This is a genomic window from Pseudosulfitobacter pseudonitzschiae (assembly GCF_900129395.1).
Lineage (GTDB): Bacteria > Pseudomonadota > Alphaproteobacteria > Rhodobacterales > Rhodobacteraceae > Pseudosulfitobacter > Pseudosulfitobacter pseudonitzschiae.
Genome location: NZ_FQVP01000002.1, coordinates 648129 through 672502 on the forward strand (window position 1 = coordinate 648129; position 24374 = coordinate 672502).

Genomic DNA, 24374 nt, shown 5'->3' on the forward strand with positions numbered 1-24374 from the left:
TGCGCCGTTCCCTAAAAGTCGCGGCGCGTGGCGGTTTCGTCGAGATGGTCCAGAATCCGCAGGAAGGTGTCGATGTCTTCATCGCTCAGGCCTTCTGTCATCGCATCCTGACGGCGCATCATGATCGGCAGGATCTTGTCCTTGATCGCGCGCCCTGCAGGCGTTGCCTTGAGAAGCTGGCGCCGCTGATCATTTTCATCCTGCGCGCTGGCGATATAGCCTTTTTCAACCAGCGCCTTGATCGACCGGCTGATCTGCGCCTTGTCCAGCCGGCTTTCCTGTACGATCTGGCTCATGGTGGCGGTCGACATGCTGCGCAGGATGTACAGGATGCGCCATTCCGTCAGTGTCAGATCGCTTAGATTGGACAGGACATGCCCTGCTTGCGCGTTCAAGGCATTTTGCAGCTTCGAAATCCGGTAAGTTATGAACTGGCGCAATTCAAACTTAGCGACGGTTTTTTCGGTGTCTTTCATCGGGCCTCGGTATCCAAACTTATTTGACTATCAACAAACTCACAGTCCAATCCCGGATAAATTGAACTGCAAAGATATTGAAGCTCAATCCGTTGTCTTGTCAACGCCACCTAAGCCGCGTTGCCGCCCGCCCGGAGGCCTGCATCGCGACCATCCGCAGAAAAGCGCGCATCTTTCCAGCGCAATACCAAGATTAACTGTTGAAACCCCGTGAGGCTGTGACACATATGGGGCATGGACCATGCCGACCTGGAAGATTTGATATCGCGTTGCGCGCTTCGTGATCGGGCGGCGTTCGAAGCCCTGTTTGATGCCACATCGGCGAAACTTTTGGCGGTCTGCCTGCGTGTCTTGTCCAACAAGACCTCAGCAGAGGATGCCATGCAGGACGCATATGTAAAAATCTGGACCCACGCGGGACGCTATCAGACCACCGGGCACAGCCCGATGACCTGGCTGATCACGATCGCGCGGAACACGGCCATTGACCAGCTGCGCAAACGCAAGTTCGCTTCGGATGTGGATGATCCGGCTCTGGCACTCGCCTCTGCCGAACCCGGACCCGAAGCGATGGCCGTGGCCGCATCTTCGGCGCGGCGGCTGTCGGGCTGTATGGACGAACTGCCGGCCGAACGTGCCGCTGCCGTGCGCGGCGCCTATCTGGATGGCCGCAGCTATGCCGAACTGGCTGAAGAATTCAAACAACCGCTGAACACGATGCGCACCTGGTTGCGCCGTGGTCTGATCGCGTTGCGCGAGTGTATGTCCGATGGCTGATACACCGCTCACAGAAAACGATCGCGCTCTGGCCGCTGAATACGCGCTGAGCCTGCTGGAGGGGCAAGAGGCCGAAATAGCCGCCCGCCGTTTGCGCGAGGACGCAAGCTTTGCCACCGAAGTCGTGGCCTGGCAGCGGGACCTGTCGGCGCTGGCCGATGCATTGGACCCGGTCCAGCCCTCGGCCGCGGCGCGCCGTGCGCTGATGGCGCGCGTGTTTGGCCGCAAACCCGCAAGCGCATTGCGGTGGCTGCGCCCGCCGATTTGGATCGGGCTGGCAGCGGCCGCGCTGGTCGCCGTGGCGCTGTTTGTCTATACGCCTGGACCGCTGCAACCCACGGGCCCCGTCTATACCGCGCAACTGACGCCCGAGCAGCGCAGTTTTGTGCTGACCGCGACATTGCAACCGGAGTCCGGCTTGCTCAATCTTGTGCGCAGCGACACCACGCCTCCACCCGCGGGCCGCGTGACCGAGCTGTGGGTGATTGCGCCCGATGCGGCACCCGTGTCGCTGGGTGTTGTGCCGCTTGAGGGTGAATGGCAGGTGTCCCTGCCGGAAAGCCTGCGCGCGGTGGCGGCCAGCCTGACGCTGGCGCTGTCGGATGAACCGACGGGCGGTTCGCCCACAGGCGCGCCAACCGGTGCCGTTCTGGCGGCGGCCGCGGTGGAACAAGCGCTTTAAAAACAACGCCAAATCGTTCTTTCGAAAAAAAATCTGAAAAAAATGCACGCCGCGTGAAACTTCACGCGGCGTTTTTGCGTGGCTCAGGTCAAGCAGGGGGGAAACGCCGCTGCACACAATAGGAAGGAATGAAGATATGACACCGTTCAAGACACTTGCTGCCCTTACCCTAAGCACTGTGCTGGCCACTTCTGCTTTTGCGGCCAACCCCGATGTGGGCGGCGCGCCCATGTTCGAAGACAAGAACATCATCGAAAACGCAGTGAATTCCGCGGATCACACAACGCTGGTCGCAGCGGTCAAAGCTGCCGATCTGGTTGATGCCCTGCAGGGCGCGGGCCCCTTTACGGTCTTTGCCCCCACCAACGCGGCCTTTGCGAAGCTGCCCGATGGCACCGTCGAAACACTGTTGATGCCTGAGAATAAAGACCTGCTGACCAAGGTTCTGACGGCGCATGTCGTCGCGGGCGACCTGTCAGGGGCGACCCTGATGAGCAAGGCGAAGAATTCCAAAGATGGTTTCTTTCACTTGCAGACCCTGTCGGGCGACGCGCTGTCGGCCCAGGTGAAAGGCAAGAACCTCTATATTTATGACGAAAACGGGAATGTCGGAAGAGTAACGATTGCGGATGTGAACCAATCGAATGGCGTGATTCACGTCGTCGATGCGGTTCTTGTGCCGAAGTAAGTACCAGTGTGTTCCGACCGGGTTGGTCGCTGGCTCCCCATGTTGGCGGCCAACCCACTTTTATTGACTCGATCCCGTTCAAACCTACCTAAGTCTTGAAAGGATCACCTCCATGTTACGCCGAAATTTTCTTGCCTCAGGTGCCGCGCTGGCCTTTGCCCGTCCGGGATTTTCCGCAGCCTCGGATGGCAAATTCGAGATCACCCGCACCGAAGCCGAATGGCGGGCGATGCTGACCGACACCGAATATGCGGTCATGCGCGAAGAAGACACCGAGAAACCTTTTACCAGCCCTTTGAACGATGAAAAACGCGCAGGCGTGTTTCACTGCAAGGGCTGCGATCTGCCGCTGTATGACGCCAAGACCAAGTTCGACAGCGGCACCGGCTGGCCCAGCTTTTACGACAGCCTGCCGGACGCGATCGGAACCAAAGAGGACCGCAAGCTGCTGTTCTATGTGCGCACCGAATGCCATTGCAGCCGCTGCGGCAGTCACCTGGGGCACATATTCGATGACGGGCCGGCACCTACGGGCAAACGCCACTGCCTGAATGGTGTCAGCCTGACGTTCACGCCAGAGGCTGCGTGACAGGCTACCGCATCTGGTCTTTCCGCGCAGGGCGCGCCCTTTTGGGCGCGTTCTTTGCTGCGGGGGCTGTGCAAAAGATCACGGACCCGGGTCCCGCCATGGACCTGCTGCGCGGCATGGGACTGCCCGCCGTGCTGGTCTGGCCTGCTATGGCATTCAATATGGCGGGGGCGTTTGCCCTGTGGTTCGGGACATACCTCAGCCTGATGGCTTTGGCGCTGGCCGCCTATTGCATGGTCACGTCGGTGTTTCACTACCTGCCCGACGACCCGTGGCAAATGACGATCTTCGTCAAGAACTGGGCGATTGCCGGAGGCCTTCTGGTGCTGGCAGGCCACCCGGACGCGCGCTGAAAAAACAACCCTTGGCTGTAAAATGTGACGCGGCTAACAATGCGATATGCGCGCACCTTTCTTTCTTTTTCTGATTTCCTGTATCGGCATCGCTGTGGCGCTGCTGCTGCCCGGCTGGTCCGATCTGTTGCTGGTTGCCGTTCCGATGGCGGTGGCCGCAGCGGTCCTGATTGCACCCCGCCCGCGAATTGCGCCAATACGGCGGCCCCCACCGGGAAAACCGCGTGCCGGTCAGCCTGTCATCCTCGACGGTTCGAACGTGATGTACTGGAAAACCGACAACCCCGATCTTGGCCCGGTGCGCGATGTCATTGCCACGCTCATGGCCCGCGGCCTGTCGCCATCGGTGATCTTTGACGCCAATGCGGGCTATCTATTGTATGGAAAATACTGGCACGGCAACGATTTCGCCGCCGCCCTGAACCTGCCCGATGGTCGCGTGACCGTGGTGGACAAGGGCACGCCCGCTGACCCGCTGATCCTGCAAACCGCCCGCAAGACAGGCGCGCGCATCGTCACGAACGACCGCTACCGCGATTGGCTGAACCAGTTCCCCGAGGCCCGCAAACGCGGCCACCTGATCCGTGGTGGCTACCGCGACGGACCGCTTTGGCTTGACCTGCCAAAACCACAGGTTTGATCTTCATCTTGCCAGGAAAACTCCGGGGGAGGCGCGCCAGCGCCGGGGCAGCGCCCCAAATCCTAGCCCCCGAACGGGTCCTCGGGGTACTGCACCCCCGCCAGATACAACCCCTGCGGCGGGCACACCGGTCCACAGGCCGCACGGTCCCGCGCCTCAAGCGCGCGGCGCACGTCGTCCGGCTGCCAGCCGCCGCTGCCCACACGCTCCAGCGTGCCGACAAAGCTGCGCACCTGATTGTGCAGGAACGACCGCGCCCGCACGGTGAACTGCGCTTCCGGCCCCCAATCGGTCTCGACGCGCACGATGTCCAGCGCGTCCAGCGTCTTGACCGGGCTTTCTGCCTGACAGATCGACGACCGGAAGGTGGTGAAATCATGCAGGCCCAGCAGATGCGCAGCCCCTTCGCGCATGGCATCCACGTCCAGCTGGTGGTTCACCCGCCACACCAGCCCGTTCTGATGGGTCAGGGGCGCACGGCGCATCAGCAGGCGGAACAGGTATTTCCGCTCCAGCGCCGAAAACCGCGCATGCCAGTCGTCGGGCACGGCGGCACAATCGACAATCGCCACGGGCGCGGGTTTCAAGTGATAATTGATCGCCTCGGACAGCCGAAACGGGTCCCAGTCCTTGTCCATGTCGCAATGCGCCACCTGCGCCAGCCCATGAACGCCGGCATCGGTGCGCCCTGCGGCAGCGATGGTATGGGCGCGCGGTTCCAGTTTCGCCAGAGCAGCCTCGATGGCACCCTGAACCGATGGCTGGTCCGGTTGCCGCTGCCATCCGACGAATGGCGCACCATGATATTCGACTTTCAACGCATAACGGGGCATGGCGCATGCCCTAGCGCCACGCGGCCCCACTGGCAAGCCTGTGGTGGACACCCTATGTTCACCTCAACAACATGCGTCACCTTTCGGGGTGATCGGGCAGAACAAGGGGACCACGTGGTCATATCAGCAATAGCCGACAACCTGGTGCGCAGCGTCGAAAACATGCAGGACACGGTATCCGAGACATTTTTTGAACCCGTGGTCCGCCTTGGGGTCACGGGACTGGCGCGGTCGGGCAAGACGGTGTTCATCACATCTCTGGTTGCCAACCTGCTGGACCGGGGCCGCATGCCGCATCTGCTGGCGGCCTCCGAAGGGCGGATCGAGGCGGCATTCCTGCAACCGCAGCCGGACGACACGGTGCCGCGGTTCGACTATGAAAGCCACCTTGGCGCATTGACCGCCGACCCTGCCCATTGGCCGGACAGCACGCGGCATATCTCGGAACTGCGGGTCAGCTTGCGGGTGCGCCCCAAGGGGCTGCTGGCGGGGCTGAAAGGGCCGCGCACGGTGCACATCGACATCGTGGATTACCCCGGCGAATGGCTGCTGGACCTGACGCTGATGGACAAGACCTATGCCGAATGGTCCGCCGCCACGTTGAAATCCATCACCAGCCGCGAAGAGGCCGCCGGCTACCGCGCCAAGGTGGCGCAGGTGGATGGGTCGGCAAAGCTGGACGAGCCGCTAGCGCAGGATCTGGCCGCCAGCTTTGCCGCCTACCTGCAAGACGCGCGGCGGGCAGGCTATTCCGATTGCGCACCGGGGCGGTTCCTGTTGCCCGGCGATCTGGCGGGCTCTCCGGTCCTGACCTTTGCACCGCTGCCTGCCGGTGCTGCCCCGCGCGGGTCGCTGCTGCGCGAGATGGACCGCAGGTACGAGGCGTATAAGGCGCAGGTGGTCAAACCGTTTTTCCGCGACCATTTCGCCCGCATCGACCGCCAGGTTGTGCTGGTCGATGCCTTGGGCGCGATCCACAACGGCCCTGCGGCATTGGAAGACCTGCGCGGCGCGCTGACCGAGATCCTGTCGGCCTTCCGCCCTGGTCGGAATGCGTTCCTGACGCGATTGCTGATGGGCAAACGGGTTGAAAAGATCCTCTTTGCCGCGACCAAGGCCGACCACCTGCACCACAGCCAGCACGCGCAACTGACCGCGATCATGCAGGCACTGGTGCGCGACGCCACCGACAAGGCGCGCTTTGCGGGCGCTGACACACAATCGCTGGCCATTGCGTCGCTGCGTGCGACCACCGAAACGGATATGCCGCATGATGGCGAGACATTGGGCATGGTGCAGGGCAAGCTGCTGGACACCGGCAAGCAGGCGGCGTTCTTTCCCGGCCATCTGCCCAGCGATCCGTCGCACCTGTTGAACCCACAGCGCGGTGAAAACTGGCTGGCGGGGGATTATCAGGTGATGCGCTTTGCGCCCGCCGCGCTGACCCTGCGCCCCGGTGACGGGCCGCCGCACATCCGGCTGGACCGCGCCGCGCAATTCCTGATCGGGGACAAGCTATGAACGCCGTTGAAATCCGCGCCGCCCGTCCGCTGGATGCGGGCACCGTGGGGGCGATCCTTGGCGCGAATGTCGATGCAACCCCTTGGCTGCCCCGCGTCCATAGCCGCGCCGAAGAGGTGATGTTCGCCGCTGACATGATCGACGCAGGCTGGGTGACCACCGCGCGTACAGATGCTGGGGTGGTCGGGTTTCTGGCCTTGCAGGACACCGAGATACAGGCGCTTTACGTCGCCCCCGAGGCGCAGAACCGTGCGGCGGGCACGGCCTTGCTGAACCATGCCAAGGCACGTCACAGGCGTTTGGGCCTGTGGTCCTTTGCCGCGAATGCAGGCGCGAACCGATTTTACGAACGCGCGGGCTTTCGGCCTGTGCAGCACACGGACGGCGCGGGCAATGACGTGGGTCTGCCCGATGTCCGCTATGAATGGCATGCCGACAAGGAGACGTTGTAATGGCCAAAGGTCCGGTTCTGATTGATCTGTCCGAAACGCCCTCGGTCGCCGACGCACCGCCCGTGCCCGACACGCTGGAAGAGCCGTTGCCGCAGGGCCGTGCGATGCAGGCCGCCGCGCGTATGGCCGCGCGCCGCCCGTCGACGCTGGCGCGGCTGTTCTGGTGGGTGACGACCACCTTGATCGGCGCGGTTGTGTCGGTGGCCGCATGGGATTTCGCCAACGGTCTGATTGACCGCGCCCCTGTTCTGGGCTGGATCGTGACCGGGCTGTTCGCCCTGTTCGTGGCGATCCTGCTGTTGATGGCGATCCGCGAACTGGCCGCATTGGCACGCCTGACCCGCATCGACGACCTGCGCCATCAGGCCGCCACGGCCATCGAGGCCGCCGACCTGCCTGCCGCGCGCAAGGTCACCGACCGTTTGGTGACGCTGTATAGTAGACGCGAGGACACCCGTTGGGGTCGCGAGCGGCTGCAAGAGCTGCGCGGCGACCAGATGGATGCCGCCGCCCTGCTGACCCTAGCCGACGCCGAACTGCTGGCCCCGCTGGATGTGGCCGCCTCGCGCGAGGTCGAGGCCGCCGCCCGTCAGGTCGCCGCCGTAACGGCGCTGGTGCCGCTGGCGCTGGCCGATGTGGCCACGGCGCTGACGGCCAACCTGCGGATGATCCGCCGCGTGGCCGATGTCTATGGCGGACGCTCGGGCTTTTTGGGAAGCTGGCGGCTGACCCGCGCGGTGCTGTCGCATCTGGTGGCAACTGGCGCGGTGGCCGTGGGTGACGATATGCTGGAGCCGGTGCTGGGCGGCTCGTTGCTGGGCAAGCTCTCGCGCCGCTTTGGCGAGGGGCTGGTCAACGGTGCACTGACCGCGCGCGTCGGCGTGGCCGCCATGGACGTCTGCCGCCCGCTGCCGTTCCCCGCGGGGAAGCGCCCGACCAGCCGCGGCATCGTTCAGCGCAGCCTGACGGGCCTGTTCGGGTCCAAGGAACGCTAGGTCTGGATTTCCCCACTTTGCGCCACCGCGTCAAAGCGTTAACTTGCGCTTTGGATGTTGCTTGGGGGTAGGGCGCGATGGAAGGTCTTCTGGTTTTGATCGGGGGGATCGTTGTGGCGATCCCCATCGCGGTGATCTATCTGCTGATCAGCCACAGCGGCGTGAAATCCCGCCTGGCCGAAGTGGAAAAAGAGCTGACGGCGCTGCGTTTGCGGTCCAGCTCTGAACCTTCGGAAACTGCGGAAACTGCCGCGCCTCAGGCGTCAACGCCGTCGCCCCAACCGGCCGAACCGGCCAAGCCCGCAGCAACGCCACCACCACCGGCCGCTGCCGTGATCGCCGCGCGTGCAGCGGGGCAGACAAACGCACAGACCTCGACACCAGCCGCGCCGCGCCCACGCCCGCAGCCCGAAGGCCCGGACTGGACCCAGCGGCTGAGCGCGTGGCTGGTTGAAAACTGGTTCTACGCCGTGTCGGCCGTGTCGCTGGCTTTGGCAGGGCTGTTTTTGGTGCAATACGGCATGGAAAACGGCCTGTTGCCGCCCACGGCACGGGTGGTTGCGGCGCTGGCCTTTGGCGTGGTGCTGATCGGCGCGGGCGAATACATCCGCCGCCGGTTCGGCGATGGCGAGGACACGACCACCGCCTATCTGCCGTCGGTCTTTTCCGGTGCGGGCATCGTGTCGCTGTTCGGCGGCGTGCTGTCGGCGCGGCTGCTGTATGAGCTGATCGGGCCGGAAACGGCGCTGATCGGTATGGTACTGGTGGCGCTGGTCGCGCTTGTGCTGGGCTGGTTCTACGGCCCGCTTCTGGCGGCTGTGGGCGTGATCGGTGCCTTTGCCGCACCGTTCGTGGTGGGCGGGTCGTCGGATAATCCGACGATTTTCTACGGCTATTTCGCCATTATCGCGGCCCTGGGCCTGGGCATCGACACGCTGAAACGCTGGGCCTGGGTGTCGGTGCTCAGCCTCGTGCTGGGCTATGTCGCAGGCTGGCTGCTGGTCGTGGGCGCGGATGACACGATAGCGGCCTTTGTGGCCTATGTCTTTGCGCTGGCGCTGATGGCTGTGCTGATCCCGGCGCGGTCGCTGATGCCGGATCACAGCGGAGCGATGGTGCACCAACTCGCGAAACGGGAACGCCCGATCTTCCCGACGCTGCTGGCCACCGGGGCGTTGGGTGTCACCGTGATTTCGCTGGTGATGACCGCGCATGGCGGTGTGGCCGAGTTTTGGGTGTCGGTGCTGGCGCTGTCGGTGCTGGCAGGGGCATGGACCTGCTGGTCGGTGCGCGCACCGGCCTTGCAGGACCAGACGCTGCTGCCGGTCGCAGGCCTGGGCGCTGCGGTTGTGCTGGTCGGTCTGGACCGCGCGTCCATCGTTACCGATTACCTGAACACCTATGTGGACGCGCCCGAGGCCAAGTTCCCCCTGACCGTCACCGCGTTGGTGGGCATCGGCGTGGTGCTGTCGCTGCTGACCGCGTGGCGGTCGCTGCGCGGCGGTGCGTTTGCCCCCCTGTGGGCGCTGGCGGCGGCGGTGATCGCACCGGGTCTGGCGGTGCTGATCGAAGTGACATGGCAGCCGGCGACGGCCATTGGGGCCTATCCATGGGCGCTGCACGCAGCGGGGCTGGCGGCGCTGATGAGCGTGATGGCCGAACGGTTTGCCCGTGTGGACGGACCCGACCAACGCTTGCGCACCGCGTTTTTCGTACTGTCGGCGCTGTCGTGCATCACCTTTGCGCTGGTGCTGATCCTGTCGCTGGCGGCGCTGACGGCGGCGATTGCGGTGACGGTTGTGGTGGCCGCGTGGCTGGACCGCAAGTTCGACCTGCCGCAGATGGCGTGGTTTGTGGCGGCGGGCGTGGTCACGCTGGGATACCGGCTGGTGGCCGATCCGGGAATGATCTGGGCCATTGATACGGGGCTGGCGGAAATGCTGCTGGCCTATGGCAGCGCCTTCGCCGCGATGGTGGCGGGGCTGTGGCTGCTGCGCCCGCGCGTGGCCCAGGGGCGGCGGGACGAGGCGATGCTGATGCTGGACAGCGCGGCCTGGTCGTTTGGCGGGATACTGGTGACGCTGCTGGTCTACCGCGCGATTTCCTATGTGCTGGACGAGGACAGCGTGGGTTCGCATTGGGCGATGGGCCTGTTTGCGACGATCTGGTTCGGGCTGGCGCTGGCACAGGTGCAGCGGATGGCGGGGCGGCCTTTGCTGCGCTGGCTGCGGGCGGGGCTGGCGACGGTCTTTGCGCTGATCGGTCTGCTGGCGCTGCTTGCTGCGACGGTTCTGACCTCGCCGCTGCTGAGCGACTGGTTCGCGGATGTCTCGGGTCCGCCGCTGATCAACACGCTGGCACCGGCCTATCTGGCACCTGCGCTGATACTGGCCCTGGGCCTGTGGCGGATCGGGACGCTGCCGCGCCTGCTGCGGCTCGCGATGGCGGCGCTGTCGGGGGCGCTGGGTCTGCTGTGGCTGTTCTGCGTGATCCGCCATTTCTGGCAGGGTGCCGAGGCGATGGAGCTGTCCTATGGCATGGGGCAGGGCGAGCTTTATACCTATACCGTGGCGCTGCTGCTGGCGGGGGCAGGGCTGTTCTACCAGTCGATGGCGGCCAATTCGGCGCTGATGCGGCGGGCCGGTCTGGTGGTGATCGGGCTGGCCGTGGCCAAAGTGTTCCTGATCGACATTTCGGGGCTGGGCGGTCTGGTGCGGGTCTTCTCGCTGCTGGTACTGGGCCTGTCGCTGGCGGGGCTGGCGTGGCTGAACCGCTGGGCGCAGGGCAAGACGGCGGCGCAGGAGGACACGGTGGACTAGGGGGCGCTGCCCCCACGGCCCGTTGGGCCGTCCCCCCGGGATATTTGAGGCCAAAAGAAGGGGTCTTGTCGGGCTTTGCTGCGCTGCTTATAAGGCGGGCATGATGATGCTATCCGCGCTCATTATTCGAATTATTTCCCCGGCGCTCTGACACTTGAGACGCCGGGCAACAGGTGTTTGAGCCATCGCACCGACCCTCACTGAACATATATTCCCGACCTGATCCGAAGGACGCCCGACATGTGCGCCGATACACCTGAATACAAAGACACACTGAACCTGCCCCGCACCGATTTTCCGATGCGCGCGGGCCTGCCCAAACGCGAACCCGAATGGCTGGCGCGCTGGGAAGAGATCGGTGTGTACGACCGCCTGCGCGAGAAACAGGGCCGCACGCCCTTTACGCTGCACGATGGCCCGCCCTATGCCAACGGGCACCTGCACATCGGCCACGCGCTGAACAAGACGATCAAGGACATGATCGTGCGCAGCCACCAGATGATGGGTTTTGATGCGCGCTATATCCCCGGTTGGGACTGCCACGGGCTACCGATCGAATGGAAGATCGAAGAGCAGTACCGCAAGAAGGGCCGCGACAAGGATCAGGTGCCGATCAACGAATTCCGGGGCGAATGCCGCGAGTTCGCGCGTGGCTGGGTGGACATCCAGCGCGAGGAATTCAAACGTCTGGGCATCACCGGAAACTGGGAAAATCCGTACCTGACGATGGATTTCCACGCCGAACGGGTGATCGCCGAGGAGTTCATGAAGTTCCTGATGAACGGCACGCTGTATCAGGGATCGAAACCCGTGATGTGGTCGCCGGTGGAAAAGACCGCGCTGGCCGAGGCCGAGGTCGAGTATCACGACAAGGAGAGCTTTACCGTTTGGGTGAAGTTTAAGGTGGCTGGAATAGAAGCTATTGGCTCAAAATTTGTAGTCACCCAAAGCGATGAAATTCAAGTTGAGCAGGAGCTGTCTACGTTAGTCTCTGACATGGATGGCGCTCAGGTTGTTATCTGGACAACTACGCCGTGGACCATCCCGTCAAACAAGGCTGTCGTGTATGGGCAAGAGATTGACTACGGGCTGTACCAAGTGATCGGCACGCCAGATGAATGCTGGGCGAGCATCGGCGAGAAGTTCATCTTGGCTGACAAGCAGGCAGGTGAAGTAATGTCTCGTGCGCGTTTGGATGCCAACATGTATCGTCGCGTGCGCGATGTTGACCCGGCAGTAATAACTGGACTGCTTCACCCTCTCGCAAACACTCAAGCCTCTAAAGGCGAATGGGACGACCTGCGCGATTTCCGTGCCGCTGATTTCGTCACCGACACCGAAGGCACCGGTTTCGTTCACTGCGCCCCGTCGCACGGTCTGGAAGAATACGAGCTTTACCGTGACCTGGGCATGTTGGAACAGGTCATCACCTATAACGTCATGGAAGACGGGCGTTTCCGCGACGACCTGCCGTTCTTTGGCGGCAAGGCGATCCTGAAACCCAACGGCAAGGAAGGCAACGCCAACGCGGCGATCATCGACAAGCTGGTCGAGGTTGGCGGTCTGCTGGCGCGCGGCAAGATCAAGCACAGTTATCCGCATTCCTGGCGCTCCAAGGCACCGGTGATCTACCGCAACACGCCGCAGTGGTTTGCCGCCATCGACAAACCCGTGGGCGACGGGCTGGACACGTTCGGCAAGACCATCCGCGAGCGTGCCCTGACCGAGATCGACAACGTCAACTGGACGCCTAAATCGGGCCGCAACCGCCTGCACTCGATGATGGAGGCGCGCCCCGACTGGGTGCTGTCGCGTCAACGGGCCTGGGGCGTGCCGCTGACCTGCTTTACCAAGAAGGGCGCACTGCCCACCGACGCCGATTTCCTGCTGCGCAACGCGGATGTGAACGCGCGGATTGTCGAAGCGTTCGAGGCCGAGGGCGCGGACGTCTGGTATGCGGACGGCGCGAAAGAGCGGTTCCTGGGCGGCATCGTCAACCCTGACGACTACAACCAGGTCACCGACATTCTGGATGTGTGGTTTGACAGTGGCTCGACCCACGCCTTTACCCTGCGCGACCGTGAAGACGGCTCTGACGACGGGATTGCGGACGTCTATATGGAAGGCACCGACCAGCACCGGGGCTGGTTCCATTCGTCGCTGTTGCAATCGGTCGGCACCACCGGACGCGCGCCCTATCGCAACGTGGTGACCCACGGCTTTACGCTGGACGCCAAGGGCATGAAAATGTCGAAATCCATCGGCAACACCATCGTACCGGACGAGGTCGTGCGCCAGTACGGGGCCGATATCCTGCGTCTGTGGGTGGCACAGTCCGATTACACCGCTGACCAGCGGATCGGGCCGGAGATCCTGAAAGGGGTGGCCGACAGCTATCGCCGCCTGCGCAACACCATGCGGTTCATGCTGGGGTCGCTGTCGGACTTTACCGAAGCCGACCGGACCGCAGCCGCCGATATGCCCGAGCTGGAGCAATGGGTGCTGCACCGTCTGGCAGAGCTGGATGAGGTGGTGCGCACGCGCTATGCTGCATTCGATTTCCAGGGCGTCTGGCAGGCGGTGTTCAACTTTGCCACGCTGGACCTGTCGGCCTTCTACTTCGATGTGCGCAAGGATGCGCTGTATTGCGACGGCGACACGCTGCGCCGCCGTGCCGCGCGCACGGTGCTGGACCTGTTGTTCCAGCGCCTGACCACATGGCTGGCCCCGATCCTCGTGTTCACCATGGAAGAGGTCTGGTTGGAGCGGAACCCGGGTGCCGATGCATCGGTGCACATGGCCGATTTCCCTGCAACGCCCGACGACTGGCGCAATGATGCGCTGGCGGCGAAATGGGCGGGCGTGCGTGCCGCACGTCGCGCGGTGACGGCGGCGCTGGAAGTGCAACGGACCGACAAGGTGATCGGTGCCTCGCTCGAGGCGGCCCCGGTCGTGCATGTCGAGGACGACGCCCTGCGCGCGGCGCTGCAATCGGTGGCGTTCGAGGATCTGTGCATCACCTCCGACATCTCGATCACGTCGGACGCGGTCCCGGCCGAGGCGTTCCGCCTGCCGGAAGTTCCGGGCGTGGGCGTGGTGTTCGAAAAGGCCGCAGGCGACAAATGCCAACGTTGCTGGAAGGTGCTGCCCGATGTGGGCACGCACAGCCATGCCGGTGTGTGCGGACGCTGCGACGACGCGCTGAGCTGAACCAGCGCCACTTCACGCTTCTGGCGGCCCGTTCCCGTTTCGGGGGCGGGCCGCTTTTTATTTAAGCATTTTCCCCGCAACGCCTAATCTGTGATCAATTCGACGCTATGCAGGCGCAAACCGATGTGACAGGTTCCCGTTACCGCGGCGCACACTGTGCCGCGCAATATCAGGACGCCAAGGTCAAAGGCCGCCGTCCACAACAGATTCGCATAAACAGCGAGGGACACTTATGACACTTCACACAGAAACCCCCATCGGTGGGGGCGGCGATACGCTGAATCCCGTTACCGCATCGGAAAAGAACTGGGGCTGGTTCGCCATTTTCAACATCTGGGCAAACGACGTCCAGTCGCTGTTCGGCTATTCGCTGGTGGCGTCGCTGTTCATCTCGTTCGGCGTCAGCGGCTGGACTGCCTTTGCCGCGCTGATCTGCGCGGGGTTGTTCGTTATGTTCCTGGTGAACCTGTCGGGCGCGCCGGGTGAGAAATACGGCATTCCCTATCCGGTTCTGGCCCGTGCCAGCCTTGGCACCCAAGGGGCCAAGCTGCCCGCGATCCTGCGGGCCATCGTGGCGGTGTTCTGGTACGGGGTGCAGGTTTACTTTGCTTCGACCGCTGTGGCCTTGCTGATCCGGTCGTTGACGGGCATCAGTGGCGGGACAGAGGTTCTGGGGCTGACCGGCGTTGACTGGGTGTCATTCGTGATCGTCTGGGCCTTTCACATCGTGATCTTCTGGCGCGGCATGGACTGGGTCGAAACCTTCCTGAACATCGCGGGGCCTTTCGTCTATCTGGTGATGATCGGGCTGGTGATCGTACTGTGGCAAAAGGCGGATGGTCAGTTGCTGAACGCGGCGCAGTCGATCTTTGTCGAACCGGACGCGACCTTTCTGACCGAATTCAACGGGTTCGTGGCCATCGTCGGCACGATGGTTGCCTATTTCGCCGCCGTCATGATCAACTTTTCGGACTTCTCGCGCTATGCCAAGGACAAGCCGGCCATGGTGCTGGGCAACCTTGTGGGGCTGCCGTTCAACATGGTCTTGTTCTCGGCCCTGGCGCTGCTGACCACGGCGGGGGCCGCGGTGGTCTACGGCGAGGCGATCATCAACCCAACCGAGATTGTCGAGCGCACCGACAGCGTGCTGCTGAGTGTCATCGCCGCGATCACCTTTTTCGCGGCGACGGTCGGGATCAACCTGGTGGCCAATTTCATCCCTGCGGTGAACGGCATTGCCAACCTGGCCCCGCGCAAGATCAACTTTCGGTTGGCGGGGCTGATCACCTCCGGTTTCGCCTTTGTCATTGGCGGCCTTTGGACCAGCTTTATCGCCAATTTCGGCATCGGTGGTTTTGTGAATACGCTGGGGGCGACGTTGGCGCCGATCTACGGGATCATGATCGTCGATTATTATATGCTGCGCCGCCAGACGCTGGATGTGGCGGGACTGTATGACGAGGTCGGCGGGCCGTACCGCTTTGGCAACGGCTGGAACAATCCCGCAGTGGTTGCCTTTGCCATCGCGGCCGTGTTTTCGGTGGCAACGGTCTGGATGCCTGCGCTGGCCGTATTGTCGGGCTATGCCTGGGTGATCGGTGCGCTGATCGGTGGCGCGCTGTATTATGTCCTCGCCAAACGCTGAATGACCTGCGCACCGCCTACGGGCGGTGCGCAATGCGCAGGTTACGGGTTGAGCGCGCGCCGCTTTGGCCGCATTCTCGGTCCATGAACCTGCATGATGTTCCCACACAATTCGGCATCCTGTGCCTGACCGAAGACGACGGCGCGATCACGGCGCTGTCGTGGGGCGCATCGGGGCGCACGGATGACACCACCCTGCTGCAAGATGCAGCGGCACAACTGCGCGCCTATGATGCCGGACAGCTGGAACGGTTCGACCTGCCGCTGCGCGTGGCGGGGTCCGAGTTGCAGCAAAAAGTCTGTGCCGCGATGTCTGCAATTCCTTACGGTTTCACCCGCACCTATGGCGAGATCGCCCGCGACGTGGGCGCGTCGGCGCAGGCGGTGGGGCAGGCGTGCGGTGGCAATCCGATACCGGTGATCATCCCGTGCCACCGGGTGATGGGGGCCAAGGGTCTGACCGGATTTTCAGGGGCAGGCGGGGTTGAAACCAAGGTGGCCCTGTTGCGCCACGAAGGCGCGGGCGGCTTCCTGATTTAGCCGTCGCGACCGTAGACCAGCTGCTGCGCGATGCCCGCAAATGTCAGGTAAACGGATGTGATCGCCAGCCCGTAGATGGCCCATGTGTCGGGGTGAAAGTTCACCCATGCAGCCCAGCCCGCAAAGACTGTCCATGCCAGCGCCACCGGCAGGCTCAGCTTGCGCCAGCGTTCGGTGCGCACGGGATGGATGAACTTCAGCGGCAGGAACATCGCCACCGCCAGCACCGTCACCAGCGCCAGCGACACCCAAAAGTTTGGCTCGATTGCGAAAATAACCAGCACCAGCATGTTCCAGCAGCCGGGGAAGCCGGAAAACGAGTTGTCCTTGGTCTTCATCCGCGTGTCCGCGAAATACAGCGCCGAGGCAAAGGTGATCAGGATGATCGCCACCCAGCCGGTCCAGCCGTCCATCAACCCCGATTTGAACAGGGCAAAGGCGGGAATGAACACATAAGTCAGATAGTCGATGATCAGGTCCAACAACACGCCGTCAAATTCGGGTGCGTTGTTCTTTACATCGTATTTGCGTGCCAGCGGTCCGTCGACGCCATCCACGGCAAAGGCCACCACCAGCCACAAGAACATCAGATCCCATTTGGCATCGACTGCGGCCAACATGGCCAGCATCGCAAAGACCGCGCCCGTAGCGGTCAGCAAATGGACGGAAAGGGCTTTCATCTGGCGAGTCATGGCACCCTTGATGGCGCATCGGCGGCAGGGATGCAAAAGGAAATCGGGAGGTATTCCCGGATTGTCGGGTGCGATTGCGCAAACATGCGGATCAGGCTTTGGGATGGGCGCTGTTGTACACATCCATCAGCCGCGCGGTGTCCACGGCGGTGTAGGCCTGTGTCGTCGACAGCGACGCATGGCCCAGCAGTTCCTGGATGCTGCGCAGGTCCCCGCCCGCGTTCAGCAGGTGCGTGGCAAAGCTGTGGCGCATGGCGTGCGGCGTCGCGGTGGCGGGCAGGCCCAGTTGCATCCGCGCGGCCTCCATCGCCTTCTGGATCGCACGCGGCGCCAGCGCCCCGCCGCGCACGGCGCGGAACAGCGGTTGGTCGTCTTGCAGGATGTGCGGGCAGGCGGCGATATAGGCGTCCACCGCCTGTTGCGCGGCACCCACCACCGGCACGATGCGTTCCTTGCCGCCCTTGCCGGTGATCCGCATCACTTGCGGCAGCGGTGCGTCGCCCCCGCGCAGGCTCAGCGCCTCGGATATCCGCAGACCACAGCCCCACAGCAAGGTCAGCACCGCGATGTCGCGCAAGCCCACCCAAGGCGTCAGCGACTGCATCCCGATGGTTTCTACCAGATCATGTGCAGCATCCACCGCCAGCGGGCGCGGCAGCTTGCGGGTGTATTTCGGGGATCGGGTGGACAGCACGGCGGTGGGTTCAAACCCTTCGCGTGCGGCCAGCCAGCGGTAAAAGGATTTCACCGCACTCAGCTTGCGCGCCAGCGACCGCGGTCCCACATCACCCGACCGCGTGTGGGCCATCCAGGCGCGCATGTCGCTGACGGTGATATGCGACAACGCACCAAGGCCCTGAGGTGCCCCCTTGTGGGCAGTGATAAAGGCCAGGAATTCGCCCAGATCGCCCGCATAGGCGGTGATCGTGTTGGCAGCCGCCCCCTTGAGGGCACGCTGGTGGTCCAGCCATGTCTCCAGCGCGTCGCGCGCGGCCGGAGAGATCAGGCTCATGACAGCCAGCGGCGCATCGTGCGCTCGAACACGCCGGTAAAGAAGGTCAGCAGGTCGGTGCCTTGTTGCGGGCCGAACATGTGCGGGTCTTCCGCGCCCATGACCAGCAACCCCGGCAGGCGGCCCGCGCCAAAGTTCAGTTTCAGGCAGGCTTCGGAGCGAATCCAGTCGCAATTGTTGCCGTAAATCTCGGGGTTGCCATTCTGGACCTGACGCAATGTGACCTGACGGACAGGGCCGCCGCGGCCCTGGCTTAGGTAGCTGTCAATAAATCCCGGCTCGGCCACGCTTAGAACTTCGCCCAGACGTTGCACGGCTGGGTCATTGTCGTTCTGCACGCTTTCCAGCACCAGTTTCACCGCATCCACGCGCAAAATCTCGGCCACTTCGCCGCCCAGATCGCGCAGGAAGGTTTCAAATTCGATAGGGTCCAGCATCCGCAGAATCGCGCGGTGCACCTGATTTGTGCCGGCCAGATTTTCATAGGCGGCGGCAATCACGCTGCGGTGGGTGTCCTCCAGCCGGTCCAGCCGCGATTCAAGCCGTTCCATGGCAATGCCGCGCAGATCGACGATATTGCCGCCCATACTGCGTTCGTTGGCCGCGATCAGGGCGTGCATCATGTCCTTGTCATCAAGGATCACATCGGGACGCGAGATGATCGCCTCGCGCAGGGCGTCGTCGATTTTCGGGCTGCTGGTCATGAACTGCTCATTTTATTTTGTGGGACCCTAACATGCAGCGTCGGCAAAATCTGCCCCTTTTTGGTTAAAAGGGCAGGTTTTCACGTGCGATGTGCGGGGTGTTGCCGAAATTCCCGTCTGAGGGGAGTTCTGGCGCAAGTTCCCCTCGATTCGGAGAAAGCGCAGCCCCGTCCGGCAGATACCGGGCAGGGCAATGTTCAAACCCGCAGGTTTACAGGATTTTCTGGCCGGTTTTCGCCCAGTCTTTCATGAACTGGTCCAAGCCGGCATTGGTCAGCGGGTGCGAGGCCAGTTTCTTGATCACTTCGGGGGGCGCGGTCATCACGTCGGCACCGATGCGCGCACAGTCCTGCACGTGGGCCACCGACCGGATCGACGCGGCCAGGATGTTGGTTTCAAACCCGTAGTTGTCATAGATGGTGCGGATGTCCTCGATCAGGTCCATGCCGTCGATGTTGATGTCGTCCAGACGCCCGATAAAGGGGCTGATGAACGTGGCACCGGCCTTGGCCGCCAGCAGCGCCTGGTTGGCCGAGAAACACAAGGTGACGTTGACCATCTTGCCTTCGCCCGACAGCACCTTGCATGCTTTCAGGCCGTCCCATGTCAGGGGCAGTTTGACGGCGATGTTTTCGGCGATCTCTGCCAGCTTGCGGCCTTCGGCGATCATCGCATCGGAGTCCAATGCCACAACTTCGGCGCTGACCGGGCCGCTGACCAGATCACAGATTTCCTTGGTTACTTCGAGAATGTCGCGGCCTGATTTCAGGATCAGCGAGGGGTTGGTTGTTACCCCGTCGACCATGCCCAGATCGTTCAGTTCGGCGATGGCGTCGATATCGGCGGTGTCTACAAAGAATTTCATATCGGTGGCTCCAGATGCTGTTAGCGCAATCACAGGGCGGCGCGCGATCAGTTCGCGATGGCCTTGCTTTGTGTTTGCATGTACCCCAACTGAACACCCACCGAAACCCACAATTGCCGAGGCCAGACGTGACGCGCCCCGAATTCTATGACGAAGGAGCCTTGGTTGCGGTGCTGACGACGCAGCCGCTGGACCGGTTGCTGGATTACAAGGCACCAGAGGGCGGTTGCCTGCTGGGCGCCTTTGTCGAGGTGCCCTTGGGGCCGCGCAAGGTGCTGGGCATTGTCTGGGGGCCGGGCCGGGGGGATTGGGATATCTCCAAGGTGCGGTCTGTCATCCGGGTGCTGGATGCCGCCCCCATGCGCGAGGAAATGCGCACGTTTTTGTTAAAGGCCGCCGAATACACGCTGACGCCGATGCCTGCGATGCTGCGTCTGGCCACCCGTGCGCCGGGGCTGGGCGATCCGCCGTCCATGCGCAAGATCTACCGGCGCGGCGAAGGGGAGCCGGACCGCGCCACCGATGCCCGCCGCCGGGTGATGGAGACGCTGGCAGACTACGGCGATCTGTCGTTCACCTTGAAAGAACTGTCCGAGATGGCGGGGGTCACGTCGTCGGTGGTCAAGGGGCTGGTGAAACAGGGTGTCGTGTCCGAAGAGGACGCGCCGCGCGATGTACCGTTCCGACGTCTTGACCCGTCGTTGCCTGGCAAGGAATTGACCGAGGATCAGGCGGCAGGCGCCGCGATGCTGGCCGAGGCCGTGCGGTCCGAAACCTATGGCACGACCCTGCTGCGCGGTGTGACCGGATCGGGCAAGACCGAGGTCTATCTGGAAGCTGTCGCCGCCTGTCTGGCGCAGGGGCGTCAGGCGCTGGTGCTGCTGCCCGAGATTGCGCTGACGGCTGAATTCCTGAAACGGGTGCAGGCACGCTTCGGCGCGCGGCCTGCGGAGTGGCACTCAGGCGCCACCATGACCGAACGCCGCCGCATCTGGCGGATGGTGGGCCAAGGTGGCGCGCAACTGGTGATCGGGGCGCGTTCGGCTCTGTTCCTGCCCTATCAGAACCTTGGCCTGATCGTCGTGGATGAGGAACACGATACTTCTTACAAGCAAGAGGACGGCGTGTTGTACAACGCCCGCGACATGGCCGTGCTGCGCGCGTCGATCTGCGGGGCGCATGTGGTGCTGGCCTCGGCCACGCCCAGTCTGGAAAGCTGGGCCAACGCCGAGGCGGGCAAGTACAAGCGGCTTGAGCTGACGTCGCGCTTTGGTCCTGCGGTGATGCCGACGATGGGCACGATCGACATGCGCGCCGCCGCCTTGCCCGCGGATCGCTGGGTGTCGCCGGATTTGCAAAAGGCCGTGCAGGCGCGGATTGATGCGGGCGAGCAGGCGATGCTGTTCATCAACCGGCGCGGCTATGCGCCGATCACGCTGTGCCGGGCCTGTGGCCACCAGATCGCCTGTGATCACTGCGATGCGCGCATGGTCGAGCACCGGTTTCTGAAGCGTCTGATGTGCCACCAATGCGGCGAAACAAAGCCGATGCCGACGACCTGCCCCAGTTGCGAGGCCGAGGACCGGCTGGCCCCCGTCGGCCCCGGAGTGGAGCGGCTGGGCGAGGAGGCGGCAATGCTGTGGCCCGATGCGCGGATTGCAACGCTCAGTTCCGATATGTACGGCAGCGCCCGCGCACTGAAGGCCGAGATTGAAAGCATCGCCCAGGGCGGGGCGGACATCGTGATCGGCACGCAGCTTGTGGCCAAGGGGCATAATTTTCCCAACCTCACACTTGTGGGCGTGATCGACGCGGATCTGGGCCTGCAAGGGTCCGACCTGCGCGCCGCCGAACGCACGTTCCAGTTGATGCGGCAGGTCGCGGGGCGGGCAGGCCGTGCGGACAAGCCGGGCACCGCGCTCTTGCAGACCTATCAGCCCGAACATCCGGTGATCCGCGCCATTCTGGCGGGCGACGAAGAAGGCTTTTGGCGGGCCGAAGCAGCACAGCGCGAGGCGGCGGGCGTGCCGCCCTATGGCCGGATGGCGGGGATTATTCTAAGCGGGCCGGATGTGGCAGCGGTCTTTGACATTGCCAACCATCTGGCACGGGCAGACGGGCCGTTGCGGCAAGTGGGCGCGCAGGTGTACGGGCCGGCCCCTGCGCCCATTGCCCGCGTGCGCGGACGGCACAGGGTGCGGATGCTGGTCAAGGCGGACAAGGGTGTGGCCTTGCAGGGCGCGCTGCGCAAGTGGGTGCGTCAGGTGCAGATCAAGGGCGACATCCGGCTAGCCATCGACATCGACCCGCAGAGTTTTTACTGACGCCCGCGCAGGTTGTTCCGTCAAGCGTTTGAGCAGGCCGCAAAGTTGTACATAAAACCGGCATTTTGGTACAATTTTTATATCGCCTCGTTTTCGCAATGGGCGTAATGCGGAGCGCATGACACGTCTCGTAAAAACCGGCGATGCCGCCACCTTGCCGTTCTGGCGCCGTCCCATCGCCTTGCTGTTCCTGATGGCGATGGCCATGCCGATTGCCTTCAACACCTGGTCGGCGCTGCTGAACAACTTTGTCATCGAGGCCGCCAATTTCGATGGCGCCGACATTGGTCTGTTGCACACGATCCGCGAAATCCCGGGCTTTCTGGCCATCGGTGTCATCGCCATCATCATCTTTGTGCGCGAACAGGTGCTGGGGCTGGTGTCGCTGGTGCTGCTGGGGGTGGCCACTGCGGTCACTGCGCATTTCCCGTCGCTGGGCGGTATCCTGACGCTGACCATGCTCAGCTCGATCGGCTTTCACTATTACGAGACAGTCAACCAGTCGCTGCAACTGCAATGGATCGACAAGGAGAACGCGCCACGCGTGCTGGGTTGGTTGTTGGCCGTTGGATCGGGTGCCACCTTTGTCGTTTACCTGGTGATCCTGCTGCTGTGGGAGCCGCTGAACCTGACCTATAACATCGTCTACATGGCCGGTGGCGGCGTGACTGCGGCCATCGCCATTTTCGCGATGCTTGCCTATCCGCAGTTCGAGGCCCCCAACCCCCAACGCAAGCAGTTCATCCTGCGCAAACGCTATTGGCTGTATTACGCGCTGCAATTCATGGCCGGCGCGCGGCGGCAGATCTTTGTCGTTTTTGCCGGTTTCATGATGGTTGAAAAGTTCGGCTTCAAGGTTGACGAGCTGACGATGCTCTATCTGGTCAACCTGTTGATCAACATGCTGGTCGCGCCGCTGTTGGGCCGCGTGGTGCAGCGGTTCGGCGAGCGCAAGACGCTGGGGTTTGAATACATCGGCCTGGTCATCGTGTTCCTGAGCTACGGCGGTGTCTATTACATGGGCTGGGGCATCGCGGTGGCGGCGTTCCTTTATGTGGTCGATCACATCTTTTTCGGGCTGGCGCTGGCGCTAAAGACCTATTTCCAGAAGATCGCAGACCCGGGCGACATCGCGCCCACGGCTGCCGTGGCCTTTACCATCAACCACATTGCGGCTGTGGGCCTGCCTGCGCCGCTGGGGCTGTTGTGGCTTGTCTCACCTGCTGCCGTGTTCTTTCTGGCGGCAGGCATGGCGGCCACGTCGCTGATGCTGGCGTTGCTGATCCCGCGCCATCCGGTGCCGGGGCACGAGACCGTGCTGACACGCCCGATGCCCGCAGCGGCAGAGTAACGCGGAGGGGCAGGGGCGTTTCATCACCGGCTTGACCATGGGCCACGTGGTGCGGATGACAGCGACAAGAGCCTTCGGCATCACCCTTGTTTTCTGATCGATGCGGCGAACCTGTTGTGGCTGTCGCAATGGGGACTGGGGCCGCAATCGGACATTGACCCCGCGCCGCCACGCCCCTATCCGAATTTGGACCGCTTTCGGAGACGTTGAAATGCCCACATTCACAGCCCTGACCACCCTGACCGGGAAAGCCGCAGCCGAGGCGCTGGGCGCCGCGATGGAGCGTCTGGAGCCAGAACCCACCGGCATCGGTGTGTTCGAGGTCGAAGACGGATCGGGCCTGTGGGAAGTGGGCGGCTATTTTTCCGAACAGCCCGACGCCACCGCGCTGGCGCTGCTGGCCACGATGATGGAAGCGAAACCGTTCGTGATCTCGGAACTGCCCGAAACCGACTGGGTCGCCCATGTGCGCCGCGAACTGGCGCCGGTCGAGGCGGGGCGGTTCTTTGTCTATGGCAGCCACGACGCCGACAAGGTGCCTGAGGGCAGCGTGCCGCTGCTGATCGAGGCGGCGATGGCCTTTGGCACCGGTCACCACGGCACGACGCTGGGCTGTCTGCGCGCGCTGGACCGGCTGGCTGGCGACGGCTGGAAAGCGGACCGCGTGGCCGACATCGGCTGTGGCACCGCGGTGCTGGCAATGGCCGCGGCGCGGATCTGGCAGGGCGAGGTGATCGCCAGCGACATTGACGAGGTTGCCGTGGAGGTGGCCGAGGCCAACCTGGCGGCCAATGACATGGCGGGCGCGGTCAAATGCGTCGAGGCGGCGGGCTTTGATCACCCGGATCTGAAGGCGCTGGCCCCCTATGACCTGATCTTTGCCAACATCCTGAAAGGTCCGCTTGTGGCGCTGGCCCCCGATATTGCGGCGAACCTGCGCCCGGATGGGGTGGCGATTCTGTCGGGGCTGTTGAACGAGCAGGCGGATGGGGTTCTGGAGCATTATCTTCAGGCCGGACACAGTCTGATGCACCGCGAGCAGATTGGTGACTGGACGACGTTAACCATCCGCAGAAATGCATAGGAATGGCCTATATTAGACCTCATTTGGCCAATTTGCCTAGATTTTGCCGCAATTCAGCGACATAGTTAACGTGCAATTCGGTGGGGGCCGAACCGCTAGAGGCTGCCATGGTCGAGACCAAGC

22 protein-coding genes are annotated in these 24374 nt (G+C 63.2%); 16 read left to right on the top strand and 6 right to left on the bottom strand.

The window, feature by feature from the left end; translation table 11 throughout:
- Window positions 1–11: 11 nt before the first annotated feature.
- The gene (locus tag BUC08_RS07425) at window positions 12–476 is read right to left on the bottom strand and encodes a MarR family winged helix-turn-helix transcriptional regulator (protein ID WP_037925388.1); all 465 of its coding nucleotides are present in this window, start codon (window positions 474–476) and stop codon (window positions 12–14) included.
- Between the two features lie 234 nt (window positions 477–710).
- Here BUC08_RS07425 and BUC08_RS07430 point away from each other — a divergent pair, with 234 nt between their 5' ends.
- The 6 genes from BUC08_RS07430 (at window position 711) to BUC08_RS07455 (ending at window position 4205) form a co-directional block, all read left to right on the top strand.
- Window positions 711–1253: a sigma-70 family RNA polymerase sigma factor gene (locus BUC08_RS07430; protein WP_037925390.1), complete on the top strand. Its 543-nt coding sequence runs from the start codon at window positions 711–713 to the stop codon at window positions 1251–1253.
- Window positions 1246–1935 carry an anti-sigma factor gene (locus BUC08_RS07435; RefSeq protein WP_037925392.1) on the top strand — a complete coding sequence of 230 codons (690 nt, stop codon included), beginning with the start codon at window positions 1246–1248 and terminating at the stop codon, window positions 1933–1935. Before BUC08_RS07430 ends, BUC08_RS07435 begins: the two co-directional genes overlap by 8 nt.
- 136 nt (window positions 1936–2071) lie before the next feature.
- A complete protein-coding gene (locus BUC08_RS07440; protein ID WP_037925394.1) occupies window positions 2072–2623 on the top strand; it encodes a fasciclin domain-containing protein in 552 nt (183 codons plus the stop codon).
- A gap of 112 nt (window positions 2624–2735) precedes the next feature.
- Window positions 2736–3212 (top strand): peptide-methionine (R)-S-oxide reductase MsrB, encoded by a 477-nt coding sequence (gene msrB, locus BUC08_RS07445; protein ID WP_037925396.1) that lies wholly within the window; start codon window positions 2736–2738, stop codon window positions 3210–3212.
- Window positions 3209–3565: a DoxX family protein gene (locus tag BUC08_RS07450; RefSeq protein WP_037925399.1), complete on the top strand. Its 357-nt coding sequence runs from the start codon at window positions 3209–3211 to the stop codon at window positions 3563–3565. The genes msrB and BUC08_RS07450 overlap by 4 nt, the downstream gene beginning before the upstream one ends.
- 46 nt (window positions 3566–3611) lie before the next feature.
- Entirely contained in the window at window positions 3612–4205 is a 594-nt protein-coding gene (locus BUC08_RS07455) for an NYN domain-containing protein (protein WP_037925401.1), read from the top strand.
- A 62-nt stretch (window positions 4206–4267) separates the two neighbouring features.
- Here the strand turns inward: BUC08_RS07455 and truA are convergent, their stop codons facing one another.
- Window positions 4268–5038 carry a tRNA pseudouridine(38-40) synthase TruA gene (truA, locus tag BUC08_RS07460; RefSeq protein ID WP_037925402.1) on the bottom strand — a complete coding sequence of 257 codons (771 nt, stop codon included), beginning with the start codon at window positions 5036–5038 and terminating at the stop codon, window positions 4268–4270.
- 114 nt (window positions 5039–5152) lie between these two features.
- On the opposite strand from truA, the gene BUC08_RS07465 reads away from it, so the two are divergent.
- From BUC08_RS07465 to BUC08_RS07495, 7 genes are all read left to right on the top strand, one after another.
- Window positions 5153–6559 carry a YcjX family GTP-binding protein gene (locus tag BUC08_RS07465; protein ID WP_037925404.1) on the top strand — a complete coding sequence of 469 codons (1407 nt, stop codon included), beginning with the start codon at window positions 5153–5155 and terminating at the stop codon, window positions 6557–6559.
- Window positions 6556–7011: a GNAT family N-acetyltransferase gene (locus tag BUC08_RS07470; protein WP_037925406.1), complete on the top strand. Its 456-nt coding sequence runs from the start codon at window positions 6556–6558 to the stop codon at window positions 7009–7011. The genes BUC08_RS07465 and BUC08_RS07470 overlap by 4 nt, the downstream gene beginning before the upstream one ends.
- Entirely contained in the window at window positions 7011–8006 is a 996-nt protein-coding gene (locus tag BUC08_RS07475; RefSeq protein ID WP_037925408.1) for a YcjF family protein, read from the top strand. The genes BUC08_RS07470 and BUC08_RS07475 overlap by 1 nt, the downstream gene beginning before the upstream one ends.
- Window positions 8007–8083: 77 nt before the next feature.
- The gene (locus BUC08_RS07480) at window positions 8084–10825 is read left to right on the top strand and encodes a DUF2339 domain-containing protein (RefSeq protein WP_037925410.1); all 2742 of its coding nucleotides are present in this window, start codon (window positions 8084–8086) and stop codon (window positions 10823–10825) included.
- A 240-nt stretch (window positions 10826–11065) separates the two neighbouring features.
- Entirely contained in the window at window positions 11066–14035 is a 2970-nt protein-coding gene (ileS, locus tag BUC08_RS07485) for an isoleucine--tRNA ligase (protein ID WP_037925412.1), read from the top strand.
- Between the two features lie 232 nt (window positions 14036–14267).
- Window positions 14268–15680 carry an NCS1 family nucleobase:cation symporter-1 gene (locus tag BUC08_RS07490; RefSeq protein WP_037925414.1) on the top strand — a complete coding sequence of 471 codons (1413 nt, stop codon included), beginning with the start codon at window positions 14268–14270 and terminating at the stop codon, window positions 15678–15680.
- An 83-nt stretch (window positions 15681–15763) separates the two neighbouring features.
- A complete protein-coding gene (locus BUC08_RS07495) occupies window positions 15764–16219 on the top strand; it encodes a methylated-DNA--[protein]-cysteine S-methyltransferase (RefSeq protein WP_037925416.1) in 456 nt (151 codons plus the stop codon).
- On the opposite strand, the gene BUC08_RS07500 is transcribed toward BUC08_RS07495, so the two are convergent.
- The 4 genes from BUC08_RS07500 to fsa all read right to left on the bottom strand — a co-directional run bounded on the left by BUC08_RS07500 (window position 16216) and on the right by fsa (window position 19492).
- On the bottom strand, window positions 16216–16911 hold the full coding sequence (locus tag BUC08_RS07500) for a CDP-alcohol phosphatidyltransferase family protein (RefSeq protein WP_037925418.1): 696 nt from the start codon (window positions 16909–16911) through the stop codon (window positions 16216–16218). The genes BUC08_RS07495 and BUC08_RS07500 overlap by 4 nt on opposite strands.
- A 91-nt stretch (window positions 16912–17002) precedes the next feature.
- Complete coding sequence (locus tag BUC08_RS07505) at window positions 17003–17923, bottom strand: tyrosine recombinase XerC (RefSeq protein WP_037925420.1); 921 nt, start codon at window positions 17921–17923, stop codon at window positions 17003–17005.
- Window positions 17920–18627, bottom strand: coding sequence for a DUF484 family protein (locus BUC08_RS07510; RefSeq protein WP_037925422.1), 708 nt, complete (start codon window positions 18625–18627; stop codon window positions 17920–17922). The genes BUC08_RS07505 and BUC08_RS07510 overlap by 4 nt, the downstream gene beginning before the upstream one ends.
- 211 nt (window positions 18628–18838) lie before the next feature.
- Entirely contained in the window at window positions 18839–19492 is a 654-nt protein-coding gene (gene fsa, locus BUC08_RS07515) for a fructose-6-phosphate aldolase (protein WP_028954692.1), read from the bottom strand.
- A gap of 128 nt (window positions 19493–19620) precedes the next feature.
- Between fsa and BUC08_RS07520 the strand changes: the two genes are divergently transcribed.
- The 3 genes from BUC08_RS07520 to BUC08_RS07530 all read left to right on the top strand — a co-directional run bounded on the left by BUC08_RS07520 (window position 19621) and on the right by BUC08_RS07530 (window position 24251).
- Window positions 19621–21816: a primosomal protein N' gene (locus tag BUC08_RS07520; RefSeq protein WP_037925424.1), complete on the top strand. Its 2196-nt coding sequence runs from the start codon at window positions 19621–19623 to the stop codon at window positions 21814–21816.
- Between the two features lie 118 nt (window positions 21817–21934).
- Complete coding sequence (locus BUC08_RS07525; RefSeq protein ID WP_037925426.1) at window positions 21935–23167, top strand: MFS transporter; 1233 nt, start codon at window positions 21935–21937, stop codon at window positions 23165–23167.
- Window positions 23168–23378: 211 nt separating this feature from the next.
- Window positions 23379–24251 carry a 50S ribosomal protein L11 methyltransferase gene (locus BUC08_RS07530; RefSeq protein WP_037925427.1) on the top strand — a complete coding sequence of 291 codons (873 nt, stop codon included), beginning with the start codon at window positions 23379–23381 and terminating at the stop codon, window positions 24249–24251.
- The last annotated feature ends 123 nt before the right edge of the window (window positions 24252–24374 follow it).

Bases quoted from the DNA above. Each gene is read 5' to 3' on its own strand.
- BUC08_RS07425 (WP_037925388.1), bottom strand. From the start codon at position 476: ATGAAAGACACCGAAAAAACCGTCGCTAAGTTTGAATTGCGCCAGTTC.
- BUC08_RS07430 (WP_037925390.1), top strand. From the start codon at position 711: ATGGACCATGCCGACCTGGAAGATTTGATATCGCGTTGCGCGCTTCGT.
- BUC08_RS07435 (WP_037925392.1), top strand. From the start codon at position 1,246: ATGGCTGATACACCGCTCACAGAAAACGATCGCGCTCTGGCCGCTGAA.
- BUC08_RS07440 (WP_037925394.1), top strand. From the start codon at position 2,072: ATGACACCGTTCAAGACACTTGCTGCCCTTACCCTAAGCACTGTGCTG.
- msrB (WP_037925396.1), top strand. From the start codon at position 2,736: ATGTTACGCCGAAATTTTCTTGCCTCAGGTGCCGCGCTGGCCTTTGCC.
- BUC08_RS07455 (WP_037925401.1), top strand. From the start codon at position 3,612: ATGCGCGCACCTTTCTTTCTTTTTCTGATTTCCTGTATCGGCATCGCT.
- truA (WP_037925402.1), bottom strand. From the start codon at position 5,038: ATGCCCCGTTATGCGTTGAAAGTCGAATATCATGGTGCGCCATTCGTC.
- BUC08_RS07470 (WP_037925406.1), top strand. From the start codon at position 6,556: ATGAACGCCGTTGAAATCCGCGCCGCCCGTCCGCTGGATGCGGGCACC.
- BUC08_RS07475 (WP_037925408.1), top strand. From the start codon at position 7,011: ATGGCCAAAGGTCCGGTTCTGATTGATCTGTCCGAAACGCCCTCGGTC.
- BUC08_RS07480 (WP_037925410.1), top strand. From the start codon at position 8,084: ATGGAAGGTCTTCTGGTTTTGATCGGGGGGATCGTTGTGGCGATCCCC.
- ileS (WP_037925412.1), top strand. From the start codon at position 11,066: ATGTGCGCCGATACACCTGAATACAAAGACACACTGAACCTGCCCCGC.
- BUC08_RS07490 (WP_037925414.1), top strand. From the start codon at position 14,268: ATGACACTTCACACAGAAACCCCCATCGGTGGGGGCGGCGATACGCTG.
- BUC08_RS07495 (WP_037925416.1), top strand. From the start codon at position 15,764: ATGAACCTGCATGATGTTCCCACACAATTCGGCATCCTGTGCCTGACC.
- BUC08_RS07500 (WP_037925418.1), bottom strand. From the start codon at position 16,911: ATGACTCGCCAGATGAAAGCCCTTTCCGTCCATTTGCTGACCGCTACG.
- BUC08_RS07505 (WP_037925420.1), bottom strand. From the start codon at position 17,923: ATGAGCCTGATCTCTCCGGCCGCGCGCGACGCGCTGGAGACATGGCTG.
- BUC08_RS07510 (WP_037925422.1), bottom strand. From the start codon at position 18,627: ATGACCAGCAGCCCGAAAATCGACGACGCCCTGCGCGAGGCGATCATC.
- fsa (WP_028954692.1), bottom strand. From the start codon at position 19,492: ATGAAATTCTTTGTAGACACCGCCGATATCGACGCCATCGCCGAACTG.
- BUC08_RS07525 (WP_037925426.1), top strand. From the start codon at position 21,935: ATGACACGTCTCGTAAAAACCGGCGATGCCGCCACCTTGCCGTTCTGG.
- BUC08_RS07530 (WP_037925427.1), top strand. From the start codon at position 23,379: ATGCCCACATTCACAGCCCTGACCACCCTGACCGGGAAAGCCGCAGCC.